Origin of the sequence: Bradyrhizobium sp. ARR65 (assembly GCF_000472385.1) — a bacterium.
Taxonomy (GTDB): Bacteria; Pseudomonadota; Alphaproteobacteria; order Rhizobiales; family Xanthobacteraceae; genus Bradyrhizobium.
This window is the reverse complement of record NZ_AWZU01000005.1, coordinates 52,318-74,654: the sequence shown is the minus strand read 5'-3', so window position 1 is coordinate 74,654 and position 22,337 is coordinate 52,318. Positions and strand designations below refer to the sequence as shown.

Annotated in this window: 20 protein-coding genes; 8 read left to right on the top strand and 12 right to left on the bottom strand. The window is 62.9% G+C overall.

All coding sequences use genetic code 11. The features are described from left to right. Positions 1 to 19 precede the first annotated feature (19 nt). The 3 genes from purE (at position 20) to rpsU (ending at position 2,087) form a co-directional block, all read left to right on the top strand. On the top strand, positions 20 to 508 hold the full coding sequence (purE, locus tag F758_RS0108150) for a 5-(carboxyamino)imidazole ribonucleotide mutase (protein WP_024507403.1): 489 nt from the start codon (positions 20 to 22) through the stop codon (positions 506 to 508). Then, positions 505 to 1,617, top strand: coding sequence for a 5-(carboxyamino)imidazole ribonucleotide synthase (locus tag F758_RS0108145; protein ID WP_024507402.1), 1,113 nt, complete (start codon positions 505 to 507; stop codon positions 1,615 to 1,617). Before purE ends, F758_RS0108145 begins: the two co-directional genes overlap by 4 nt. Before the next feature lie 173 nt (positions 1,618 to 1,790). Further along, positions 1,791 to 2,087 carry a 30S ribosomal protein S21 gene (rpsU, locus tag F758_RS0108140; RefSeq protein ID WP_024507401.1) on the top strand — a complete coding sequence of 99 codons (297 nt, stop codon included), beginning with the start codon at positions 1,791 to 1,793 and terminating at the stop codon, positions 2,085 to 2,087. Between the two features lie 317 nt (positions 2,088 to 2,404). Here the strand turns inward: rpsU and F758_RS0108135 are convergent, their stop codons facing one another. From F758_RS0108135 to F758_RS0108090, 10 genes are all read right to left on the bottom strand, one after another. Next, on the bottom strand, positions 2,405 to 3,415 hold the full coding sequence (locus tag F758_RS0108135) for a hypothetical protein (RefSeq protein ID WP_024507400.1): 1,011 nt from the start codon (positions 3,413 to 3,415) through the stop codon (positions 2,405 to 2,407). Between the two features lie 114 nt (positions 3,416 to 3,529). Next, positions 3,530 to 3,814, bottom strand: a complete 285-nt coding sequence (locus tag F758_RS0108130; RefSeq protein WP_024507399.1) for a cupin domain-containing protein — start codon at positions 3,812 to 3,814, stop codon at positions 3,530 to 3,532. A gap of 15 nt (positions 3,815 to 3,829) precedes the next feature. Beyond that, positions 3,830 to 4,927 carry a calcium:cation antiporter gene (locus F758_RS0108125; protein WP_024507398.1) on the bottom strand — a complete coding sequence of 366 codons (1,098 nt, stop codon included), beginning with the start codon at positions 4,925 to 4,927 and terminating at the stop codon, positions 3,830 to 3,832. A gap of 143 nt (positions 4,928 to 5,070) precedes the next feature. Continuing rightward, a complete protein-coding gene (locus F758_RS0108120) occupies positions 5,071 to 6,405 on the bottom strand; it encodes a sodium:proton antiporter (RefSeq protein ID WP_024507397.1) in 1,335 nt (444 codons plus the stop codon). A 97-nt stretch (positions 6,406 to 6,502) separates the two neighbouring features. Next, entirely contained in the window at positions 6,503 to 7,309 is an 807-nt protein-coding gene (locus tag F758_RS0108115) for an alpha/beta hydrolase (protein WP_024507396.1), read from the bottom strand. 16 nt (positions 7,310 to 7,325) lie between these two features. Further along, complete coding sequence (locus F758_RS0108110; protein ID WP_024507395.1) at positions 7,326 to 8,723, bottom strand: NAD(P)(+) transhydrogenase (Re/Si-specific) subunit beta; 1,398 nt, start codon at positions 8,721 to 8,723, stop codon at positions 7,326 to 7,328. A gap of 202 nt (positions 8,724 to 8,925) precedes the next feature. After that, entirely contained in the window at positions 8,926 to 9,243 is a 318-nt protein-coding gene (locus F758_RS0108105; protein ID WP_024507394.1) for a proton-translocating transhydrogenase family protein, read from the bottom strand. 13 nt (positions 9,244 to 9,256) lie between these two features. Then, positions 9,257 to 10,384 carry a Re/Si-specific NAD(P)(+) transhydrogenase subunit alpha gene (locus tag F758_RS0108100; RefSeq protein ID WP_024507393.1) on the bottom strand — a complete coding sequence of 376 codons (1,128 nt, stop codon included), beginning with the start codon at positions 10,382 to 10,384 and terminating at the stop codon, positions 9,257 to 9,259. A 134-nt stretch (positions 10,385 to 10,518) separates the two neighbouring features. After that, positions 10,519 to 10,671 (bottom strand): aa3-type cytochrome c oxidase subunit IV, encoded by a 153-nt coding sequence (locus F758_RS0108095; protein WP_024507392.1) that lies wholly within the window; start codon positions 10,669 to 10,671, stop codon positions 10,519 to 10,521. Between the two features lie 248 nt (positions 10,672 to 10,919). Next, on the bottom strand, positions 10,920 to 12,833 hold the full coding sequence (locus tag F758_RS0108090) for a M3 family oligoendopeptidase (RefSeq protein ID WP_024507391.1): 1,914 nt from the start codon (positions 12,831 to 12,833) through the stop codon (positions 10,920 to 10,922). 115 nt (positions 12,834 to 12,948) lie between these two features. Here F758_RS0108090 and F758_RS0108085 point away from each other — a divergent pair, with 115 nt between their 5' ends. The 3 genes from F758_RS0108085 (at position 12,949) to F758_RS0108075 (ending at position 18,907) form a co-directional block, all read left to right on the top strand. After that, positions 12,949 to 14,445 (top strand): sigma-54-dependent transcriptional regulator, encoded by a 1,497-nt coding sequence (locus F758_RS0108085; RefSeq protein ID WP_024507390.1) that lies wholly within the window; start codon positions 12,949 to 12,951, stop codon positions 14,443 to 14,445. 318 nt (positions 14,446 to 14,763) lie between these two features. Beyond that, positions 14,764 to 16,998, top strand: coding sequence for a L,D-transpeptidase family protein (locus tag F758_RS0108080; protein ID WP_024507389.1), 2,235 nt, complete (start codon positions 14,764 to 14,766; stop codon positions 16,996 to 16,998). A gap of 301 nt (positions 16,999 to 17,299) precedes the next feature. Next, on the top strand, positions 17,300 to 18,907 hold the full coding sequence (locus F758_RS0108075) for a peptidoglycan L,D-endopeptidase MepK (RefSeq protein ID WP_035721318.1): 1,608 nt from the start codon (positions 17,300 to 17,302) through the stop codon (positions 18,905 to 18,907). A gap of 187 nt (positions 18,908 to 19,094) precedes the next feature. Here F758_RS0108075 and F758_RS0108070 read toward each other — a convergent pair whose 3' ends face one another. Together F758_RS0108070 and F758_RS0108065 are read right to left on the bottom strand one after the other, a co-directional pair. Further along, positions 19,095 to 19,370 (bottom strand): DUF2312 domain-containing protein, encoded by a 276-nt coding sequence (locus F758_RS0108070; RefSeq protein WP_024507387.1) that lies wholly within the window; start codon positions 19,368 to 19,370, stop codon positions 19,095 to 19,097. Between the two features lie 304 nt (positions 19,371 to 19,674). Next, on the bottom strand, positions 19,675 to 19,977 hold the full coding sequence (locus F758_RS0108065; protein ID WP_024507386.1) for a DUF1244 domain-containing protein: 303 nt from the start codon (positions 19,975 to 19,977) through the stop codon (positions 19,675 to 19,677). Between the two features lie 183 nt (positions 19,978 to 20,160). On the opposite strand from F758_RS0108065, the gene F758_RS0108060 reads away from it, so the two are divergent. Further along, positions 20,161 to 20,757, top strand: a complete 597-nt coding sequence (locus F758_RS0108060; RefSeq protein WP_024507385.1) for a DUF1036 domain-containing protein — start codon at positions 20,161 to 20,163, stop codon at positions 20,755 to 20,757. Further along, complete coding sequence (gene pyk, locus F758_RS47410) at positions 20,754 to 22,190, top strand: pyruvate kinase (protein ID WP_084305186.1); 1,437 nt, start codon at positions 20,754 to 20,756, stop codon at positions 22,188 to 22,190. Before F758_RS0108060 ends, pyk begins: the two co-directional genes overlap by 4 nt. Positions 22,191 to 22,337: the final 147 nt, after the last annotated feature.

Genomic DNA, 22,337 nt, shown 5'->3' with positions numbered 1-22,337 from the left:
CCCGAGAAGAATTGACCTCATGCCCGCGCCAATAGCCATCATCATGGGAAGCCAGTCGGATTGGGAAACCATGCGCCACGCCGCCGACACGCTCGCCGCGCTCGGCATTGCCTGCGATACAAGGATCGTATCCGCGCATCGCACCCCGGACCGGCTGTTTGCTTTCGCCAAGGGCGCCAAGGCGGCTGGCTTCAAGGTCATCATCGCCGGCGCAGGCGGCGCGGCCCATCTGCCGGGCATGACGGCCTCGCTTACCGAACTTCCGGTCCTCGGCGTCCCCATCGAGAGCAAGACGCTTTCGGGCCTGGATTCGCTTTATTCGATCGTGCAGATGCCGGCCGGCGTGCCGGTGGGAACGCTCGCGATCGGCAAGTCGGGTGCGATCAATGCGGCGCTGCTCGCTGCGAGCGTGCTGGCGCTTGAGGATAGCGCGCTGGCGGCACGGCTTGCCGCGTGGCGCCAGCAGCAGACTGACGCGGTCGCCGAGCGGCCGGAGGACAAGGCGTGACATCTCTCTCTCAGGTGAAGCTCAAACCCGGCGACACGATCGGAATCCTCGGGGGCGGACAATTGGGCAGGATGCTGGCCATGGCGGCAGCCCGGCTGGGCCTGCGCTGTCAGGTGTTTTCGCCAGATCCGGACTCGCCGGCCTTCGACGTGGTGGCGAACGCGGTCTGCGCGGAATATGCCGATGTCGAGGCGCTCGAGTTGTTCGCCAACGACGTTGACGTCATCACTTATGAGTTCGAGAACGTTCCGGCTGCGGCCGCGCTGATCCTCTCCGCGCGCCGGCCAGTGCTGCCGGACCGGAAGATCCTGGAGACCACCCAGGACCGCCTTGCCGAGAAGGATTTTGTGACGCGACTGGGTATCGGCACGGCCCCTTACGCCGATGTCACCTCGGCCGCCTCGCTGCGCGAAGCCGTCGCGCGCATCGGCGTCCCCGCGGTGCTGAAGACCCGACGCTTCGGCTATGACGGCAAAGGCCAAGCCCTCATCCGCGACCGTGATGATGAGCTGGACCGGATCTGGGAAGAGCTTGGGACCAAAGCCGCGATCCTCGAGGCCTTCGTCCCATTCGAGCGGGAGATTTCCGTGATCGCGGCGCGCGCGGCGGACGGCAATGTCGAATGCTTCGATGTCACCGAGAACGAACACCGCGACCACATTCTGAAAGTCTCGCGCGCACCAGCCGCAATCCCCGATAGCCTCGCGGCGCAAGCGCGCGACATCGCCGGACGGATTGCCAACGCCCTCAATTACGTGGGCGTGCTGGCCGTGGAGATGTTCGTGCTCGCGGATGCGACCGGTCATAAGGTTCTGGTCAATGAAATTGCGCCGCGGGTGCACAATTCCGGCCATTGGACGCTTGACGGGGCCTCGATCTCGCAATTCGAGCAGCACATCCGCGCAATTGCCGGCTGGCCGCTCGGAAAACCCGTGCGTCACGGCGAGGTCACCATGATCAACCTGATCGGGGACGAGATTCACTCCTACCCGCAATGGCTCACCGTTCCCGGCGCGACCGTTCACATCTACGGTAAGGGAGAGCCGCGGCCAGGACGCAAAATGGGCCATGTGACGCAGGTGATGGCTCACGCATCAAAATCGGGCTGATCGCGGTCAAAAAGAAGCGATTTTTCCGCTTAAACGCAGCCAGGGCGGCCCGCGACGGTGGACAATTTCGCTTTTGTCTGATACATCCGCCCGCTCGAGGTAATGGGCGAGGCCTTTCGCCAGCCCCTTACGTTAGCCAATTCCATTCCGATTTACTGAAAAGAGGATGCCGGGTGCAGGTACTCGTTCGCGATAACAATGTTGATCAAGCCCTCAAGGCGCTGAAGAAGAAGATGCAGCGCGAAGGCATTTTCCGCGAGATGAAGCTCCGCGGCCATTACGAAAAGCCATCCGAGAAGAAGGCCCGCGAAAAGGCCGAAGCCGTGCGCCGTGCGCGCAAGCTCGCGCGCAAGAAGCTGCAGCGCGAAGGCCTGCTGCCGATGAAGCCAAAGCCGGCGTTCGGCGCTAGTGCTGACCGTGGCGGCGCGGGCCGTGGCGGTGCGGGCGCTCCCCCGCGCGGCATGCGCTGATACGAACTTTCTCGGATCTGCTATGCGGTGACGCGGGCCGAACGGGTCCGCGTTATTATTTTTGCAAACTGCTTTTTCTTACGCAGCGTCCCGCCGGTGAAAGCAAGCACGCCCTCACCTTGCGCAGCCGCGATTCCAGTGTCTCTCAATTCGGGATGTCTCGCGGCCGGCTCTGCGAAATCCGTTCGTCGCTGATGGACGACGGGTATCGGCTCACACGGCGCTCGTGACGAAGAGCGCTAGCCACACGCCATAGAGTAAAACGGAAGAAGTTTCAGGGACACATCCGGCCCGCCGCAACAACGGCGACGCGTCCCCTATTCCGTAAACTTCTGCGAGTTCGAGCCCGGTATGACCGCGTGGAACATCGACTTCGCCGCCGACAGCATATCTTCGGCGACATTACGGGCGTGGTCGCGCGGACTGGGGGCAACGGCAGCGTCTGCCCGCAGGTCGAGCGGTGCCTGGGCCGGCGGCTGCGGAATGTCCGCCGGCGGGACCGGCCGGTTGGGATCATCGTTGCCGACCGAGGCCGTATAAGGCGGATAGGCTGGCGGAGGCACCGAGGCGACCGGATCAACCGGCGGCGTGGAAACCGTGATCGGCGGCGGCAGCGGCCGCACCGGCGCGACCGCAACCGTGCGCGGCGCCTCCTGAACCTTGGGCGCCTCCACAGCACGCGCAGCTTCCGGGGAGCGCGATGCGCTCTCGTTCATCCCACGCAGCCGCTCGATGGCCGCGCGCGCAAGCTCCGCAGCATCGTGGTGCTCTTCGGTAGGAGCCACGGACGCCTCAACCGTCGGAGTCGGGCCAGATGCCGCGGCGGGGTTCGCCGGCGTCGCGGCGGGAGCGCTGGCAACAGCCGCAGGCGTCGGAGCGGGCGCGGCCTTGGCCACCGCCTTTTCCTTCTCGCGCGAGAACAACAGGTGACGGCGCGACTCCGTGGGAGCGCTTGCCGTCTCGGTCGGCTTGCTCTCGCCGGACTTCGTCTCGGCTGCCTTCGTTTCGGTCGCCTTTGTTTCGGTCGCCTTTGTCTCAGTCGCCTTTGTCTCAGCCGCTTTCGCTTCCGCAGGCTTGGCCTCGGCGGGCCGCTCGGCCGCCGCCTTCTCCATCATCGCCTTTTCGGAAATGCCCTTGGCCTTGACACCCGGCTGAGGCGTGGCGCCGGTGTCAGCCTGCTTTGATTGTTGCGCAGACGAGACAGCCGCGGCTGGCGTGTCGGCCGCTGGCTTATTCGAAATGTAGTGATTGACGATATACGCCCCGAGCACGGTCGCGACGACCGACGGGAGAATGTCCATCGCGAGTTTGGTGAGGTATTTCAGCATTCCGGCCACTCCCCGAGCGGCAGTGATGGGGGAACTTTGAGGCACATTCAGGGATCAACTGCGTCGGATCGATGGCAATTCCGTAAACGTTGGATTAATTCCGTAAACGCTGGATTAACGCTTCAATTCTACTTCCAAAAACACGATTTCGGATGCTGTTTCGTTGAGCACATCATGCTCAACCCCAGCCTTCCGGAAATAGGATTTGCCGATCCCAAGTTGCGCCTTGGAGCGCTCCCCATTGGGAGCGACGATGGTCATTTCGCCTGTGGTCACCGGCACGATCACATAGTCCATGCCGTGGGTGTGATGGCCGGTGGAGCTTCCAGGCGCGAGCCGCCATTGGGTCACCCGGACCTCCGGAGTATCGACCTGAACTTCTGACGTGGCGGCAAGCATCGGGGGTGTCTCCAGTTACGGCACGAATACCAGGAAAATGAATATCGCAAATACCACCATGTGGACCAGCCCGAACAGAATGTTGGTGCGCCCGGTTCCGAAGGTCAGCATGCTCAGGATGAAGGTGAGCAAGAGCTCCACCATATTCTGACCGTTCAGCCCGAGTACGAGCTGCTTGTCCAGCGTGAACGCCGCCACCGAGACCGCCGGGACGGTGAGCCCGATGGTGGCGAGCGAGGAACCCAGCGCGAGGTTGATGCTTTTTTGCAGATCGTTCTTGCGCGCGGCGGACACCGCGGCCACGCTTTCCGGCAATAGAATCAACGACGCCACCACGACCCCGGCAAAGGCCGGCGGCGCACCGATTGCGGCGGTCGCCGCATCGACGACGAGGGAGAATTTCTTCGAGAGCAACACCACTGACAGCAGCGAGACCAGAAGCAGCACGACGCTCAAGCCCAGCATGGCACTGGAAACCGGCGCGCCACCCTCCGCGGAATCGGCGTTCTCCTTGATGAAATAGTCGCGGTGACGGCTGGTCTGCGTGTAGAGGAACACGCCATAGAGCAGGATGGTGGCGACGCTGACGAATTCGAGCTGCGCCTCGGAGAACATCGGCCCCGGCGTGGTCAGGGTGTAATTGGGGAGCACCAGGGTGATGGTCGCCAGAGTGAAAAGAACACTGAGATAGAGATTGGCGCCGGGGACCTGAAAATCCTGCTCGCGGTACTGCAAGCCGCCGATGAAGATGCAAACCCCGACCAGGCCGTTGCAGACGATCATGACGACCGCAAACACGGTGTCACGGGCGAGGGTCGGCACCTCTTTCTCGCCCAGCATGATGGTTGCGATCAGCGCCACCTCGATGATGGTCACGGACAGCGTCAGCAGCAGCGTGCCGTAGGGCTCGCCGATCCGGTGAGCGATCACCTCGGCGTGATGCACGGCGGCGAATACCGTGCCGAACAAGATCACCAGCAGCACCGCTGCGAATAACAGCCCAACTGCCGACGGCGTGAAATCATAATGCGTGGCGGTCACGGCCGCGAACAGCAGGACGGCCAGCGCCGGGAAAATCCATGCCGATCTCGGCATCGCCGCATGTGCGCTCATCGCAACGGGATCCTTGCAACTGAAGCCCGACTATGCGCGAAAGCAGGGCGGCAGTCATCCCGACTATGGCCGCCACGGTGAGGTAGACGGAGACCCGCTCAATCTGGCATTGCAGCCAAGCACGGAAGGTCAGTCGAATTTTCTCATTCCAGGCTGAGGACCGGCGCGATGGGCAGGAAGGTGAGCAGCAAGAACAAGGGAATCAGCACGGCGCCTGTCCACAGCATGTAGCCGAAGAATCCCGGCATCCTGATCCCGCGCTCGGTGGCGATCGCGGCCACCATCAAATTCGGCGCGTTGCCGATATAGGTCAGGGCGCCCATGTAGACAGCCCCCATCGAGATCGCGGCGAGCGTGCCCGAGAGCTTCCCCATGAGGACTTTGGGATCTCCGCCGGCGAGTTCGAAGAACAGGAGATAGGTCGGGGCATTGTCGAGAAACGCCGACATCAATCCCGTGAACCAGAAATAGGCAACCTCCTGGGGAGCGCCGCTGCTCGCGGTGACCGCCGAGAATAGCCAGGCAAAAGCACCGTCGCGGCCCGCATGGAGCATGGCAATCACCGGCATGATCGCCGTGAAAATCGCGGCGAACAGCTTGGCCACCTCGCGGATGGGCTCCCAATTGAAATCATTGGCTTCGCGGTGCTCGTCGGGCGTGAGCCAAAGGGACAAGCCCGCGATCGCGAGCAAGACCGCATCCCGGACCACGTTCTGCAACTCCAGCCTGGTGCCAAGGATGTCGATGGCGATCCCCGGGCGCCATATTGCCGATATCAGCGCGTTTGCGATGATCGCCGCGATCAACGCAATGTTGACGAGACCTCGAATTCTGATCGGCCGCCGTACACCGATTTTGGTGACCCGCGGTTCGGCCTGGAAACGCCAAACATCGAGTATTGCGAAGACGGCGAGCAGCAAGCCCGATACGATTGCGGTCTGCAGCCAGATGTTCCGCGCGGTCCAGAAGAAATCGATGCCATGCAGGAAGCCGACGAAAAGCGGCGGATCGCCAAGCGGGCTCAGCGCGCCGCCGACATTGCCGGCAAGGATGATGAAGAAGACCACGACATGCGCGTTGTGCGGCCGTGACAGGTTGACGCGGATCAAAGGCCGGACCAGGATCATCGCTGCGCCCGTCGTCCCAACGATGCTTGCGATGGCTGTGCCCAGCGCGAGAATGCCGGTGTTGATCCACGGCGTGCCTCTGAGATCACCGCTCACCAGGATTCCGCCCGCCACCGTGTAGAGCGCGAACAGAAGTACGATGAAGCTGAGATACTCGCCGAGCAGCGCATGCACAAAGGCGGCGAGCGCGGAGGCAGCGCCGGCGAACCAGACCAGCAAGCCAAGCGTCAGCACCGACCAGGCCGCAGCGATCTTGCCATACTGACGATGCCAGAACTTAGGAACCAGCAGCGGCCCCACCGCGATCGACAGCAGCAGCCCGGCGAAGGGAAGCGCAAACGGCCACGGCATCGCCGCGCCATCAAGCTCCGTTCCAGCATAGGCATTCCTCGGCAGCAGCAGCATGAAGATCGAGAGAGCCAGTGCGAGGCCTGACTTGCTCGTCCAGTTAAGTCCGCAAACCCGCAATGAACTTCCTTGCTGCTTCGATGGCGCCGAATTGGTCGAGATCGTTGTGCCCGCCTCCGGGAAATCGCACGAATTGCTTGGGCTCATGCGCAAGAGCGAACAATCGTTCCCCGAACGAGATCGAAATCGTGAGGTCCCTGTCTCCGTGCATGACGAGCAGCGGCGCGTTCACGCGGGCGATCCACTCATCGGAGCGAAAACGGTCCTTGAGCAGATAGCGTACCGGCGCCCAACGAAACAGCGTGGCGGCGACGTCCGCGATCGAGGTGTAGGGCGCTTCCAGGATCAGCCCGCCGACCGGATGATCGGCCGCAAGTGCCACCGCGACTCCGCTGCCCAGCGAAAAGCCCCAGGGCACAATGCGCCTCGCAGCATACCGCGCGAGCGCAAAATTGTAAGCGGCCGCGGCATCTTGCAGCAGCCCAAGCTCGCTCGGGCTGCCGCTCGAGCCGGCATAGCCGCGATAGGACACCGCGATGAGGCCGGTGCCGTCAGACGTGATCTCGCGAAAGCGGCCGACCAGTCCTGCAAGAATGTCGCCGTTGCCGTGGAAATAGAGCACGACCCGGTGACCCGCCTTCGCCGGGACGTGCCAAACGATGATTTGTTCCCCGTCGGACGTGGTGAGCAGATGTTCTTCGGCTTGCCCAAATCCAGCCGCCTCAGGCGCAGTTCGCCTCGCCTCCGGAATCGGATAGATGAGCGAGCGCTGGTTGAAGAACAGCACGGCCACCGCGCCGAGATAGCCGAGGACAGCGAGGATGACGAGCCATTTTAGGATGGTCATGGCTCGATAGAAGATATCACATCGCCTTGACGATGCTCTCCGTCATCTTCTTGGCGTCGCCGAGCAGCATCATGGTGTTGTCGCGGTAGAACAGCGGGTTATCAATGCCGGCATAGCCCGAGGCCAGCGAGCGCTTGATGAACATCACCGTGCCCGCCTTCCACACCTGCAGCACCGGCATGCCGTAGATCGGCGACTTCGGATCTTCTTCCGCCGCCGGGTTGGTGACGTCGTTGGCGCCGATCACGAAGGCGACATCGGCTTGCGCGAACTCGGAATTGATGTCCTCGAGTTCGAACACCTCGTCATAGGGCACATTGGCTTCCGCGAGCAGCACGTTCATGTGGCCGGGCATACGGCCCGCGACCGGATGAATGGCATATTTCACCTCCACCCCTTCCTTCTTGAGCGTATCGGCCATTTCGCGCAGGGCGTGCTGCGCCTGCGCCACCGCCATGCCGTAGCCGGGCACGATGATCACCTTCTGCGCATTCTTCATGATGAAGGCCGCATCATCAGCCGAGCCGAGCTTCACCGGTCGCGCCTCGGCCGTGGCGCCGCCAGCGGCTACCGTCTCGCCGCCAAAGCCGCCCAGGATCACCGAGATGAACGAGCGATTCATCGCATGGCACATGATGTAGGACAGGATGGCGCCGGATGAGCCGACCAGCGCGCCGGTGATGATCAGCGCCGAATTGCCCAGCGTGAAACCGATACCGGCGGCGGCCCACCCCGAATAGGAATTGAGCATCGAGATCACGACCGGCATGTCGGCGCCGCCGATCGGGATGATGATCAGCACGCCCAAGGCCAGCGCGATGGCGGTGTTGAGCCAGAAATAGACCGCATTGCCGGTCAAAACGAGACCGACGACGCAGACGATCAAGGCGATGCCGAGCGCAATGTTGATGAGATGCCGGGCGGGCAGAATGATCGGCGCGCCGCTCATCCGCGCTGACAATTTCAGGAACGCGATCACCGAGCCAGTGAAGGTCAGCGCACCGATGGCAACGCCGAGCGACATTTCGACCAGGCTCTGCGTGTGGATATTACCGGGCGTGCCGATGTCGAAGGCTTCGGGCGCGTAAAAGGCGCCGGCCGCGACCAGCACCGCGGCCATGCCGACCAGCGAGTGGAAGGCGGCAACAAGCTCCGGCATCGAAGTCATCGGCACGCGACGGGCGATCACGGCGCCGATACCGCCACCGATCGCAACGGCGATGATGACCAAGAGCCAGGCGATCCCATCGGCCGGCGGATGGCTTGCGAGCGTGGTCGCAACCGCGATTGCCATGCCGGCCATGCCGAGGAAATTGCCTCTGCGGCTGGAAGCCGGGCTCGACAGCCCGCGCAGCGACAGGATGAACAGCACGCCTGCGACGAGATAGAGCAGTGCAGACAGGTTGGCGTTCATAGCGCGCGCACTCCGTCATGCGCGGGCTTGATCCGCGCATCCGTCAGAGAAAAACAAACTGTTTGAAGAGGGATGGATTGCCGGGTCTTCGCCTCGCCGATCGGTAACCGGCCTTGGCCGCACCCGCGAAAGCTTCGGCCCCGCAGGCGGGTCACGCCCGGCAATGGCGATGGTACTTTTTGCAAGATGCTCACCATCGCGGTCACCTCGCCTTCTTCTTGTACATCGCCAGCATGCGCTGGGTGACAAGAAAGCCCCCGAAAATATTCACACAGGCAAAGACCAGCGCGACAAAGCCGAAACCGCGCGCCCAGCCCGACCCGCTCGACACCAGTCCGACGCCGACCGCGAGCAGCGCGCCGACCACGATCACCGACGAAATTGCATTCGTCACCGACATCAGCGGCGTATGCAGCGCGGGCGTCACCGACCACACCACGAAATAGCCGACGAACACGGCCAGCACGAAAATCGACAGCCGGAATACAAAGGGATCGACGGCTTGGGCGACATGCTCCATTGGCTTCTCTCCTTTACGCCTTCGGCTGGAAGTTCGGGTGAATGACCTTGCCGTCCTTGGTCAACGCGGTGGCCTTCACCAGCTCGTCGTCCCAATTCACCGCGAGCGCCTTGCTCGATTTGTCGACCAGGGTCTCGATGAAGGACAAGAGATTGCGCGCATAGAGGCCGGAGGCCGAGGCGGCGACGCGGCCGGCGAGATTGGGAAAGCCGACGATCTTGATGCCCTCGACATCGATGGTCTCGCCGCTTTTCACCCCCTCGACATTGCCGCCGCGCTCGACGGCGAGATCGACCAGCACCGAGCCTGGTTTCATGGACTTGACCATCTCAAGGCTCACCAGCCGCGGCGCCGGCCGGCCCGGAATCAGCGCGGTGGTGATGACGACGTCCTGCTTCTTGATGTGTTCGGCCGTCAGCGCGGCCTGCTTGGCCTGGTACTCCCTGGACATTTCCTTGGCGTAGCCGCCGGCAGTCTCGGCCTGCTTGAACTCTTCGTCCTCAACCGCGATGAATTTGGCGCCGAGACTTTCCACCTGCTCCTTCACCGCGGGCCGCACGTCGGTCGCCGTGACCACCGCACCAAGGCGGCGCGCGGTCGCAATCGCCTGCAGACCAGCCACGCCGACGCCCATCACGAACACCTTGGCGGCCGGGACGGTACCCGCCGCGGTCATCATCATCGGAAAAGCGCGGCCAAACGCCTCGGCCGCCTCGATCACGGCGCGATAACCCGCGAGGTTCGCCTGTGACGACAACACGTCCATCACCTGGGCGCGGGTGATGCGCGGCATCAATTCCATGGCGAAGGCCGAGATCCCGGCCTCTGCCATCGCCTTCAGCGCAGCATCATTGCCGTAAGGGTCCATGATGGCGATGACCAGCGTACCCCGCTTGTACTGGGCGAGCTCGGAGGCTTCCGGCCGCTTTACCTTGATGACGACGTCGGCGTCCTTGACGGCATCCGCGGTGACGGTCGCCCCCGCCGCGGTAAATTCGGTATCCGGCAGGCCCGACTTGACGCCGGCGCCGGGCTCGACCGCGACCTCCAGCCCTAACGCCTTGAACTTCTTCACAGTATCTGGCGAGGCCGCGACCCGCGGCTCGGCCGGATCGATTTCCTTGGCAACGGCAATCTTCATAAGGCCTCCGGCGGCGCAAGGCATGCGCGCGCGATCAGATTAGCGCTAATCTGGTGGAACGAGTGCCGGTTTTGCGACCGGCGCTTATGGACAATCCTTCGTTGCAGCGCGCCGTTGCGCGCAACGTCGACCGATCAGGTCAGGAAAATTGCCATCAAGGCGAGAATGCAGACAACCGCCGCGGTGCCGTATTTCACCAGCTTGATGAAGCCCTCATAGGTCGCCTCATGTGCCGCGTAATCATTGCCGTCCGCCGTGGAGTAGGCCACTTCGCCATGGTCTGCCATTGGGGTCCCCAGTCTTATGCGTTTCCGCCGTGCAATTAGCGCAATCCCATTTCCAGGGCAACGGCGGCCGACTGCGCGCCTATGCGCCACTTTGCCCAAGGTACAGGCAAACAGGAGCAATATCCTGGAAGCAGCGGGTCAAACTCTGCTCATCGGCCCCGCCGGCACCAGGAAATAGAATAATATTCGTTCCATCGGCGGGATCGGGCGCAAACCGCACCTAATTTTTGAGCAGGAAAGCGCAACCCTCAGTCCATCGCCTCCAGCTCATCAATCATGCCGGAAATTACCGACAGCCCGCCGTCCCAGAATTTCGGGTCCTTGGCGTCGAGCCCGAAGGGCGCCAGAAGCTCGGAATAATGCTTGGTGCCGCCGGCCGCGAGCATGTCGAGGTAGCGCTCGGCAAAGCCTTCAGCGGCATGCTCGTAGACCGCGTAGAGCGAGTTCACCAGGCAGTCGCCGAACGCATAGGCGTAGACATAGAACGGCGAATGGATGAAATGCGGAATGTACATCCAGAAATTCTCATAACCCGGCCTGATCTCGATCGCCGGACCCAAGCTTTCGCCTTGCACGGATAGCCAGATCTGGCCGATCCGCTCAGCAGTCAATTCGCCATTCTTGCGCTCGGTATGAACTGCGCGCTCGAAGGAATAGAACGCGATTTGCCGCACTACGGTGTTGATCATGTCCTCGACCTTGCCGGCAAGCAGCGCCTGACGCTGCTTTGAGCTCTTGGTCTGCGACAGCAACCGCTTGAACGTCAGCATCTCGCCGAACACGCTTGCGGTCTCGGCGAGCGTCAGCGGCGTCGGCGCCATCAGCGCGCCGTTCCTCGCTGCCAGGACTTGATGCACGCCATGGCCGAGTTCATGGGCGAGCGTCATCACATCGCGCGGCTTACCCTGATAATTCATCAGCACGTAGGGGTGCGCGGACGGCGTGGTGGGATGCGAGAACGCGCCCGGCGCCTTGCCGGGCCGCACCGGCGCGTCGATCCAGCGGTCGGTGAAAAAGCGCTCGGCGATCTCGGCCATCTTCGGCGAGAAGCCGCGATAGGCCGTCAGCACCATCTGCTTTGCTTCCGGCCAGGCGATCACCCCGCTCGGCGCGAACGGCAGCGGTGCATTGCGATCCCAATGCGGCAACTTCTTCCTTTTGAACCAGCCCGCTTTCAACCGATAGTAGCGGTGCGACAGTTTCGGATAGGCAGCGCGCACTGACGCCACCAGCGCGTCGACCACCTCGCGCTCGACGCGGTTGCTGAGATGACGCGAGTCGGCGACGTCCTGAAAGCCCCGCCAGCGGTCGGAAATCTCCTTGTCCTTGGCGAGCGTGTTGGTGACGAGGGCGAAGGTTCGTTCATTGGCCTTGAACGTCTTGGCCAATGCTTCGGCCGCGGCCTTGCGCTTTTGCCCATCGCGGTCCTGCAGCAGGTTCAATGTCGGCTCGATCGCGAGCTCTTTTCCTGCGACCTTGAAGCGCAGCGCCGAGATGGTCTGATCAAAGAGCCGATTCCAGGCGGAAAAGCCAGTCTGCGACTTTTCGTGAAACAACTGCTCGCTGCGGTCATCGAGCTGATACGGCTTGTCCTTGCGTAGATCCTCGATCCACGGCCGATAATGCGCAAGCTCTTCCGCCTGTATTGCCTTCTCGAGCACCGCATCGTCGAGGCGATTAAGTTCAAGCGGAAAGAACAACAGATGCGTTGAGGCCGCGGTCAGCCGTTCCGAGACGTCGCCGTAGAACTTGGAAATCGCAGGGTCGACGCTGTCGCCGGCATGAACGAGCCCGGCAAAGGAGCCAAGCCTTCCGGCGAGATCATCGATCGCCTCGTAACGCTTCACCGCTTCGGCCAGCCATTTGCCACCATCCTCGCGCGCGGTGCCTCCCGCGAGCTTGCCCTTGTAGTCGGTCTCAAACGCGACGCAATCGGCGTCCATCTTCGCAAGGTCACGCGCCACTTCGGGGGCGTCGATCCCGCCATAGAGATCGGTCAGGTTCCATTCCGGTAACTTGCCGGTCTTGGCGGGGGCGGTCTTTGCCGGGCTCTTAACCTGGTTCTTGGCCTGGCTTTTGAGACTGTTTTTGAGACTCTTGGCTTTGGCGGCGGGCTTGCTGGAGTTCGGTTTGCGGAGAGTAGATGTGGAGCGCGAGGTCATCTTGTTCGAAACCTGTGTTCAGCCGGAGCAAAGGACAAGGTTTAAGTGTGCGTTAAGTGGCATCGGCGAGAGTGCCCCGATTCGAGACAGATAGTCGTAATGCGGGGGGAAAGCCATGGCCGCTACCATTTTGATCGCCGACGATGACGCCGTACAGCGCCGCCTCGTCGAGGCTATGGTGCAAAAATGCGGCTATGAGGCGGTCGTCGTCGATTCCGGCGATGCCGTCATGGCCATGCTGACCAGCCTGGAATCGCCCTCAATCGACGCCGTCGTCCTCGATCTCGTCATGCCCGGTCTCGACGGCATGGGAGTCTTGGCAAAGATGCGCGAAGCCGGCCTCACTTTGCCCGTCATCGTGCAGACCGCTCATGGCGGCATCGACAATGTCGTGTCCGCGATGCGCGCCGGCGCTCACGATTTCGTGGTCAAGCCGGTCGGCCTCGAGCGGCTGCAGGTTTCCTTGCGCAACGCGCTCAATACGTCGGCGTTGAAAGGCGAGTTGCAGCGCATCAAGCACAGCCGCGAAGGCCGCCTGAGCTTTGCCGACATCATCACCCGCAGCGAGGCGATGGCCCCTGTGCTGCGCACCGCGCAGAAGGCGGCCGCCTCCTCGATTCCCGTGCTGATCGAAGGCGAATCTGGCGTCGGCAAGGAATTGTTCGCGCGCGCCATCCACGGCAGCGGTGAGCGCAAGTCCAGACCTTTCGTGGCCGTCAATTGCGGCGCAATCCCGGACAATCTGGTGGAATCGATTCTGTTCGGTCATGAGAAAGGCGCCTTCACCGGCGCCACCGAGCGCCACGCCGGCAAATTCGTCGAGGCCCATGGCGGCACGCTGTTTCTCGACGAGGTCAGCGAGCTGCCGTTGAGCGCGCAGGTCAAGCTGTTGCGCGCGCTGCAGGAAGGGACGGTGGAGGTGGTCGGCGGGCGCAGGCCGGTCAAGGTCGACGTCCGCATCATCTCCGCGACAAACCGCAAATTGCTGGACCATGTGAAGGCCGGGCATTTCCGCGAGGATCTGTTCTATCGCTTGCACGTCCTGCCGCTGACGATCCCGCCTTTGCGCGCGCGGCGCGAAGACGTTCCGCATCTGCTGCGGCATTTTCTGGCGCGCTTTGCCGCGGAGGAAAACCGCATCATCACGGGCATCAGCGGCGAAGCGATGGCGTATCTGTCGCAAGCCGATTGGCCCGGCAACATCCGCCAGCTCGAGAACGTCGTGTACCGCGCTGTCGTGCTCAGCGAGGGCGAACAGCTCGGCATTGCAGATTTTCCGCTGATCAATGCGCAATCCCCGATCGTCCCGGACGCGCCCGCCGAACCGCTGGTGGTCTCGCCACCGATCAATCCCGCCCAGCCGGTCACGATTTCAGGTAGTGAAATACCCATTGCACCGTTGGCGACCAATGGCACGCTCGCGCTGCTCAATGCGGCCGGCGATGTGCGGCCTTTGGACGAGATGGAGCACGAGATCATCCGCTTTGCCATCGGGCATTATCGCGGACAGATGTCGGAAGTCGCGCGACGGTTGAAGATCGGCCGCTCCACGCTTTATCGGAAGCTTGACGACGTCGCCGCCACCGACCCCACAAACGGCAGCGCGGAATGACGCACCCGCAAGACGTGAAAATGCCTACAAGTCTCGGTCAATACACAATGTGTGAACCGTTGCTTGCCGGTGACAGACTAATGAAAAACCGCGTGGCAAAAGCGCACAATCCGTTGCAAAGGGCTTTCCTTGAAGTCAGTTTGTCGTGAGTGGCTCCGTGCGGCCTTGGCCGCACAAGTGGGGCCTATGTATCGTCTGCGTATGAATCGTTGCGTGCAGGCGTGCGAAGATCTCACGGCCGGCGCTTTTAGCGGAAGCTGACGGGACGATAACCGGAACTGTCCGATTGCCGGGACAGTTCATCCAAAGGGACGTGAAATGCGAAATTGTCTGAATAACCGTGGCGGATTTGACCGCGTGCTGATGGCTGTCGCGGCAAGCTTCCTCGCGGTGTCCGCAACTTCGGCAATGGCGCAGAGCGATCCGCAGCGCAGCAGCGCCGCAGAATTGGCGATCGAGGCGGCAATCCCGCGCCCCGAGCCGGCCAACGTCCCGCCCCCGACCGTCAACGATTTCAAGATGGACACCACGGCCTCGGTCCCTGAACCGGGCAAGGCGGACGCCGCGGCCAAAGCCGTAACGGAGGCCGCAAAGCCGACGACCGAAGCGGCCAAGCCTGCGGATACAACCGAACCCAAGCCCGCCGATGTTGCGACGACACCGCCCGTCGAGCCCAAGAAGGACGAGGCTGCGAAGGCCGATACGGCGACTGCGCCAACCGCTGCCCCCGCCATCCCTGCCGCAGCGTCCGCTACGCCGCCGACGGCGCCCGCTCCGGCGGCCTCGGTCGCGCCGACCTCCGAGCCCGCCAAGGCCGCAAGCAATGTGCCTGCGGCCGATCAACCCGTGGCCGACAAGCTGAAGGACATGCTCGCGGCCAAGTCGCTGCGCTATTTCGACCGCAAGGCTGAACGCACCGCGGTGGAGAAGTTTTACGGCGCGCGCGACTATGCGCCGGTCTGGACGCAAGCGGGCAATCTGACCGACACCGCCAAGGGCGTGATCGCACGCCTGAAGGATGCCGCATCCGACGGACTTAATCCCGGCGATTATCCTGTTCCGGATTTCACCGCCGCGACCACGCCGGATGCGCTTGCGGAAGCCGAGTTGAAGCTGACCGCCAGCATGCTCGATTATGCGCGCCAGGCGCAGAGCGGCCGCATGCACTGGTCGCAGGTCAGCGGCGATATTTCCTATCCGGAGCATCCGACCGATCCGAACGAGGTGCTGAGCCACGTCACCACGGCAAAGGATGCATCCGCGGCGCTGGACAGCTACAACCCACCGCAGAAGCTCTACAAGGAGCTGAAGGCCAAGCTCGCCGAACTGCGCGGTGTAGGTAGCGGCCCCGCGATCGAGATCGCCGAAGGTCCGACGCTGAAATACACGCCTGCGCGCAAGAAGCAGCCCGAGGCGGTGATGGAGGACCCGCGTGTCCCGCAATTGCGCGCGAAACTCGGCGTCGAAAATCCCGACGATACGCATTACGACGCCAAGGTCGCCGAAGCCGTGCGCCGATTCCAGGAGAGCGCCGAGCTGAAGGAAACCGGCATTCTCGATGCCGCCACCGTGAAGGCGCTGAACAGCCCCAAGCGCGACAAGCAGATCGACACCGTGATCGCCAACATGGAGCGCTGGCGCTGGCTGCCGCGCGACTTGGGCGCGCCTTCGCTTGGCGATGCCTATGTCATCCTCAACATTCCCGATTACACGCTGAAGGTGATGCAGAATGGCAAGACGGTCTGGACCACGCGGGTCGTGACGGGAAAGCCGGGCATTCACGCGACGCCGCTGCTGACGGAGACGATGAAGTACATCACGGTCAACCCGACCTGGAACGTGCCGCCGTCGATCGTCTACAACGAATATCTGCCGGCGCTGCAGCAGGATCCGACCGTGCTGGAGCGGATGGGATTGCGGCTGGAGTACAATCGCGACGGCTCGCCGCACATTTCGCAGCCGCCTGGCGACGGCAACGCGCTCGGCCGCATCCGCTTCAACTTCCCGAACAAATTCCTGGTCTATCAGCACGACACGCCGGACAAGTACCTGTTCGAGAAGAGCGAGCGCGCCTTTAGCCATGGCTGCATGCGCGTGCAGTATCCGGATCAATACGCCTCGATCCTGCTCAACATCACAATGCCCAACGAGCATTACACGCCGGAGAAGATCCGTGCGATGTACGGTCATGACGAGATCGACCTGAAATTCCCCACCCCGATCCCGGTTAACATCACCTACCAGACGGCCTTCGTCGACGACGCCGGCAAGCTGCAATTCCGCAAGGACATCTACGGCCGCGACGCCACCATGATCGCGATGCTCAAGAACACGCGCGGCAAGGACCTCGAGGCTGTCGTTGCGCATGCGCAGCCGACCTATACGCGTCCGCCGGGCAGCACCCTGCCCTCCCGCGTCAACTATGCGAGCGACAACAGCTGGTCGTCGGGGCCCAACTTCTTCGAGCGACTGTTCGGCGGCCCGCCGACGCCGCCGGCTCCGATCGGCCGCCGGCCAGCGCAGATGCAGCCGCGGGGCTTCTTCACCCGCTGAAGCCAAGAGACGCGATAGCGGCCGCCCGACCAGGCGGCCGTTTCAGCCCTAGAGTCGATTTTATCCCTGCAGAATCAACGATCTCGGCGCGAAGCTGGATCGCCTAACGTTAACCATTCTTGGCCCTTCTCCAGCGGCGGCTCTTTTTCGCCACACTCGACCGGTTAGGTTAAAGCTAACTTGGGGGCGGGATGATAGAGGTTGGTTAACCATCCCGCTTTAGAAAAAGCGTTCATTCTCTTTCGCCCACGGGGTTAGCGGAAGAGTCCACTGAACGCGGGTCGAGTGGGTGGGCTCATACGTGCTGACGGGTCTCGCACGCCAATTCAACATGCTGTCCCTGCAGAAGGCCGGATGCCAGCTCGGCTTGGCTTCACTATTGCTCCTGATCGGGGCGGGATCGGTTCACGACGCAAGTGCGTTGAACGAGACCCGCACGCTGTCTTTCCATCACACCCATTCCGGCGAAGATCTCACCGTCACTTTCAAGCGCGACGGGCGCTATGACGAAGACGCGCTGAAACAGCTCAATCACTTTCTGCGCGACTGGCGCACCCAGGACCAGATCGTGATGGACCGCCACCTCTTCGATATCATCTGGGAAGTCTATCGCGACGTCGACGGCAAACAGCCGATCCAGATCGTCTCCGCCTACCGCAGCCCAGCCACCAACGCCATGCTCCGCCGCCGCTCCGCGCATTCCGGCGTGGCCCGCTTCTCCCAGCACATGCTGGGGCATGCGATGGACTTCTACATTCCCGGCGTGCCGCTTGAACAGATCCGCTATGCGGGTCTTAGGCTGCAACGCGGCGGCGTCGGCTTCTATCCGACCTCAGGCTCGCCATTCGTTCACCTCGATACCGGCAACATCCGCCACTGGCCGCGGATGACCCATGACCAGCTCGTCAAGGTGTTTCCGGACGGCCGCACGGTGCACATTCCCTCCGATGGCGTTCCGCTGAAAGGCTATGAACTCGCCAAGGCAGAGATCGAGAGACGCGGCAGCGGCGACGATGCCGCAACGGTCGCTAAGCCCTCCTTGTTCGCCGCTTTGTTCGGAAGCAAGTCGAGCGAGGAGGACGATGAGGCCGCAACCGCGCCTGTCGTGAACGACAAGCCGGCCGCAACTATCGTTGCCGCAGCGAAGCCCGCCGAGCCCGTGCCCACGCCACGGGCCAGGCCGCCAATCGCCGCCACGCTTCAGTTTGCCGCGGCCGATGCGCAGATCGCGCAAGCTGCCAAGCCGAAGCCGCAAGCTGCAGACGACAAGGCCGCAGACGACAAGGCCGAGGCGAAGCCCCAGACGCCGGCCGACATCATCAATGCCCGTGGATTCTGGGACGATGCTGCGACGCCACAGCGGGCGACGCCGGCTCAGGCGGTCGCGGCGATCAGCGGCCGTCAAGCGCTCGATTCCGCCGATCCGCAAGCCACCGCGGCCGTTCCCGCCGCCTATCAGGCGCTCGCCTACATGCCGCGCCCCTCCTCCCCGGTCGATCGCGACAACATCGCCGCTGCCTCGGCGCCGATGCCGCGCAGCGCGCGTCCGTTGCTGCTCGCCCGCAACTCGGCCCCAGCAACCGGCGCCGGCACGGTGGCGTCCAAGGGCGCACAAGGTGCGAGCGGCCCGATCACCAACTCCGCGCGAATTGCCGCGGCCACTACCGACAGCGCCTGGCTGCGCATTGTCATGCTGACGCCGAGCGTCGGCGGCTCGCTGTCGGTGACGGTGCTGGGCGACACCGATTTGACGCTGATGCGCGCCTTCTTCGTGAAGCCGCAGATTACCATCAATATGGGCTTCACCGACGATCCGATGATGGGAATGGCTTGCGACCATTTCACGGGATCAGCAACCCCGAAGCTCGACACCACTTCGTTCATGCTGCACACCGCGTCGCTGCAGTGAGCTTCACCGCTTACAGATATGCCGAGCCGTCCCGGCGAAAGTCAGGACTCATAACCACAGAACGTGATTGTTAGACGCCGTCGTGGGTGCAGCGTCAGCTACAACGTCTCCATGTGGTTATGGGTCTCGGCTCTGTGCCCGTTTCTCTCGCTTGGCCGGCACGACGGCACTCGCCGGGAGGGTGCCCTCAGAGCATCCCTAGCGCCTGCATATAGGTCTCCAGGATCGTCTCCTGCTCCTGGCGTTCGTTGGGATCCTGCTTACGCAGGCGAACGATGGCGCGCAGCGCCTTGACGTCAAAGCCGTTGCCCTTGCCTTCGGCATAGACATCGCGGATGTCGTCCGAGATCGCCTTTTTCTCCTCCTCCAGGCGCTCGATCCGCTCGATGATGGCCTTGAGCTGCTCCTTGGCAAATCGTGTCGCGGGCGCTTCTTCTTCCTTGACGGCGGCGGAGGTGGCCATCTGCTACTCCTCAATGGAACTGCATACATGCTTTGCGCGCCATTGCTCGCGCGCTTCTCACAAATGACACTTGAATTTCAAGTCGCTGGGGTCAAGGCAGCATCGCGCTCATCCACAGCGCGGCCCACACCTTGTTGGCGCGGAGATTTTTTGTGCTGTAAGAAAATTAATGAGTTGCTTTTGAGCCGACGAAAGCGGTACGCCGCCTTTGCGAATCGGCTCGAGCGAGTGCCCGGGGTCTGCGGCCTGCCTTCTCGTCATGGCCTGATATATCCGGCCATGACGGCGCTAGTGCAGAAGCTACTCAATGGCCCGCATGGGTCTTCTTCATCGCCTCGAGCTGCTGCGCGCTCGCGGGCGTCTGATACTTCTCCTTCCATATCTCGTAGGGCATGCCGTAAACGGCCTCGCGGCTTTCGTCCTTGCTCATGGGGAGGCCGCGCGCATCGGCTTCCTCCTTTAACCAATTGGACAGGCAGTTGCGGCAGAAGCCTGCCAGGTTCATCAAATCGATGTTCTGGACGTCGGTCCGGTTGCGCAGATGCTCGAGGAGGCGCCGGAAAGCGGCGGCTTCGAGCTCCGTTCTGGTTTTGTCGTCAATGGCCATGATCGTTATCCCGCCGTTGCAGATTCCTGGTATTATGTGGACCCCGTCATAGATTTTGCCATATCGCAACGCAAACAGGCAGGGTGGTAGCAAATCCCACATCCGGTCCCGTAAAAAAACGCCGTTGACAGTCGCCTCCCGGCTACGCGAAATCCGCTAGAGGAACTATCTCGCTTCGCGCAAATGATCCCAGAAAGTTCTCCCCCACGTCGGTCGATGTTGCGTCGCAAGGGCATCGGCTTGGCCTTGATCCTGGCTATTCTTTGCCTGTGGAGCGGAAAGGCGGCGGCCGATTTTCGTCTCTGTAACAACACCTCCAGCCGGGTCGGGATCGCGCTCGGCTACAAGGATGCCGAAGGATGGACCACCGAGGGCTGGTGGAACATCTCGTCGCGCAGCTGCGAGACCTTGCTGAAGGGGGCATTGGTGGCGCGCTACTATTACATTTACGCTCTCGACTACGACCGCGGCGGCGAGTGGTCGGGGCAGGCCTTTATGTGCTCCCGCGACAAGGAGTTCACCATCAAGGGCACCGAGAATTGCCTCGCCCGCGGCTTCGATCGCACCGGGTTTTTCGAGGTGGATACCGGCGAACAGCGCGCCTGGACCGTGCAGCTAACCGATGCCAATGAGCAGCCGGCGCAGCCGCGGGTACCGGGTCTGCCGGGACCGGTAGGACCCGGCGGCAACGTTCCGGGCCTGCCCAATTCGCCGGGTGCGGCGCCTGCTCCGGGCGCGTCTGGCCTGCCGCCAGCCGCAGCGCCCGGAAGCAAGCCATGAGGCGACTGCGCCGTATCAAGATCCTCGCGACGTTGGGGCCGGCATCTTCGGACAGCGCGATGATCCGCCGTCTGTTCGAGGCTGGCGCCGACATCTTCCGCATCAATATGAGCCACACGCCGCATGACAAGATGCGCGAACTGGTGGCGACCATCCGCAATGTCGAATCAAGCTACGGCCGCCCGATCGGCATTCTGGTCGATCTGCAGGGGCCGAAGCTGAGGCTCGGCTCGTTCGCCGAAGGTTCGGTCCAGTTGCAGAACGGGCAGAGCTTTGTGCTGGATTCCGACAAGGCGCCCGGCGACAACACGCGCGTGCATCTGCCGCATCCGGAAATTCTCGCAGCACTCAGGCCCGGACACGCGCTGCTGCTCGATGACGGCAAGGTGCGCCTGATTGCGGAAGAGACCTCGCCCGAGCGCGCAATCACCCGCGTCGTGATCGGCGGCAAGATGTCCGACCGCAAGGGCGTGAGTCTGCCGGACACCGATCTTCCGGTCTCGGCGATGACGCCGAAGGATCGTGCCGACCTGGATGCGGCGCTGAGCACCGGGATCGACTGGATTGCGCTCTCCTTCGTGCAACGCGCTGAAGACGTGATCGAAGCAAAAAAGATGATCCGCGGCCGCGCCGCGGTGATGGCGAAGATCGAGAAGCCGCAGGCGATCGACCGCCTTTCCGATATCATCGAGGCATCCGATGCGTTGATGGTGGCCCGCGGCGATCTCGGCGTCGAATTGCCGCTGGAGCGGGTACCAAGCCTGCAGAAGCAGATGATCCGCATGGCGCGGCGCGCGGGCAAGCCCGTGGTGATCGCGACCCAGATGCTGGAATCGATGATCCAGGCACCGGTGCCGACACGGGCCGAGGTGTCCGACGTTGCGACTGCTGTCTATGAAGGCGCAGACGCGATCATGCTGTCGGCGGAATCGGCGGCCGGCAAATATCCGGTCGAAGCGGTGTCGACGATGAACCGCATCGGCGAGGAGGTGGAGCGCGATCCCACTTACCGCTCGGTGGTCACCGCGCAGCGGCCCGACCCGGAGGCGACCGCGGGCGATGCCATCGCCGATGCGGCGCGCGTGATCGCCGAGACGCTCGATCTGCCCGCGCTCATCTGCTGGACCTCTTCCGGTTCGACCGCGATCCGCGTGGCTCGCGAGCGGCCCAAGCCGCCCATCGTCGCCATTACACCGAACATCGCGACCGGTCGCAAATTGTCGGTGGTGTGGGGCGTGCACTGCGTGGTCGCCGAAGATGCGCGCGACCAGGACGACATGGTCGACCGCGCCGGCTCGATCGCCTTTCGCGACGGCTTCGTCCGCGCCGGCCAGCGCGTGATCATCGTCGCCGGCGTGCCGCTCGGCATTCCCGGCACCACCAACATGGTGCGCATCGCCTCGGTCGGCCCCAGCGGCGACGCCGATATCTGAGCGGAAGCTCGCTCGGTCCGCGCCGGCCGAGCGCTCGATCAATCTGCGGCGGCGCCAATAATCGGAAGGTACGGCCGCGGTCGACGAAGATTTTGAACCTCGCGCCAGCGGACAGGCTTCGATATCGACCCCATCCGCACCAGGGAT

What these genes read in the sequence shown, in the direction of transcription:
- purE (WP_024507403.1), top strand. Translation starts at nt 20, where the DNA reads ATGCCCGCGCCAATAGCCATCATCATGGGAAGCCAGTCGGATTGGGAA.
- F758_RS0108135 (WP_024507400.1), bottom strand. Translation starts at nt 3,415, where the DNA reads ATGCTGAAATACCTCACCAAACTCGCGATGGACATTCTCCCGTCGGTC.
- F758_RS0108130 (WP_024507399.1), bottom strand. Translation starts at nt 3,814, where the DNA reads ATGCTTGCCGCCACGTCAGAAGTTCAGGTCGATACTCCGGAGGTCCGG.
- F758_RS0108125 (WP_024507398.1), bottom strand. Translation starts at nt 4,927, where the DNA reads ATGAGCGCACATGCGGCGATGCCGAGATCGGCATGGATTTTCCCGGCG.
- F758_RS0108120 (WP_024507397.1), bottom strand. Translation starts at nt 6,405, where the DNA reads ATGCCGTGGCCGTTTGCGCTTCCCTTCGCCGGGCTGCTGCTGTCGATC.
- F758_RS0108115 (WP_024507396.1), bottom strand. Translation starts at nt 7,309, where the DNA reads ATGACCATCCTAAAATGGCTCGTCATCCTCGCTGTCCTCGGCTATCTC.
- F758_RS0108110 (WP_024507395.1), bottom strand. Translation starts at nt 8,723, where the DNA reads ATGAACGCCAACCTGTCTGCACTGCTCTATCTCGTCGCAGGCGTGCTG.
- F758_RS0108105 (WP_024507394.1), bottom strand. Translation starts at nt 9,243, where the DNA reads ATGGAGCATGTCGCCCAAGCCGTCGATCCCTTTGTATTCCGGCTGTCG.
- F758_RS0108100 (WP_024507393.1), bottom strand. Translation starts at nt 10,384, where the DNA reads ATGAAGATTGCCGTTGCCAAGGAAATCGATCCGGCCGAGCCGCGGGTC.
- F758_RS0108095 (WP_024507392.1), bottom strand. Translation starts at nt 10,671, where the DNA reads ATGGCAGACCATGGCGAAGTGGCCTACTCCACGGCGGACGGCAATGAT.
- F758_RS0108090 (WP_024507391.1), bottom strand. Translation starts at nt 12,833, where the DNA reads ATGACCTCGCGCTCCACATCTACTCTCCGCAAACCGAACTCCAGCAAG.
- F758_RS0108085 (WP_024507390.1), top strand. Translation starts at nt 12,949, where the DNA reads ATGGCCGCTACCATTTTGATCGCCGACGATGACGCCGTACAGCGCCGC.
- F758_RS0108080 (WP_024507389.1), top strand. Translation starts at nt 14,764, where the DNA reads ATGCGAAATTGTCTGAATAACCGTGGCGGATTTGACCGCGTGCTGATG.
- F758_RS0108070 (WP_024507387.1), bottom strand. Translation starts at nt 19,370, where the DNA reads ATGGCCACCTCCGCCGCCGTCAAGGAAGAAGAAGCGCCCGCGACACGA.
- F758_RS0108065 (WP_024507386.1), bottom strand. Translation starts at nt 19,977, where the DNA reads ATGGCCATTGACGACAAAACCAGAACGGAGCTCGAAGCCGCCGCTTTC.
- F758_RS0108060 (WP_024507385.1), top strand. Translation starts at nt 20,161, where the DNA reads ATGATCCCAGAAAGTTCTCCCCCACGTCGGTCGATGTTGCGTCGCAAG.
- pyk (WP_084305186.1), top strand. Translation starts at nt 20,754, where the DNA reads ATGAGGCGACTGCGCCGTATCAAGATCCTCGCGACGTTGGGGCCGGCA.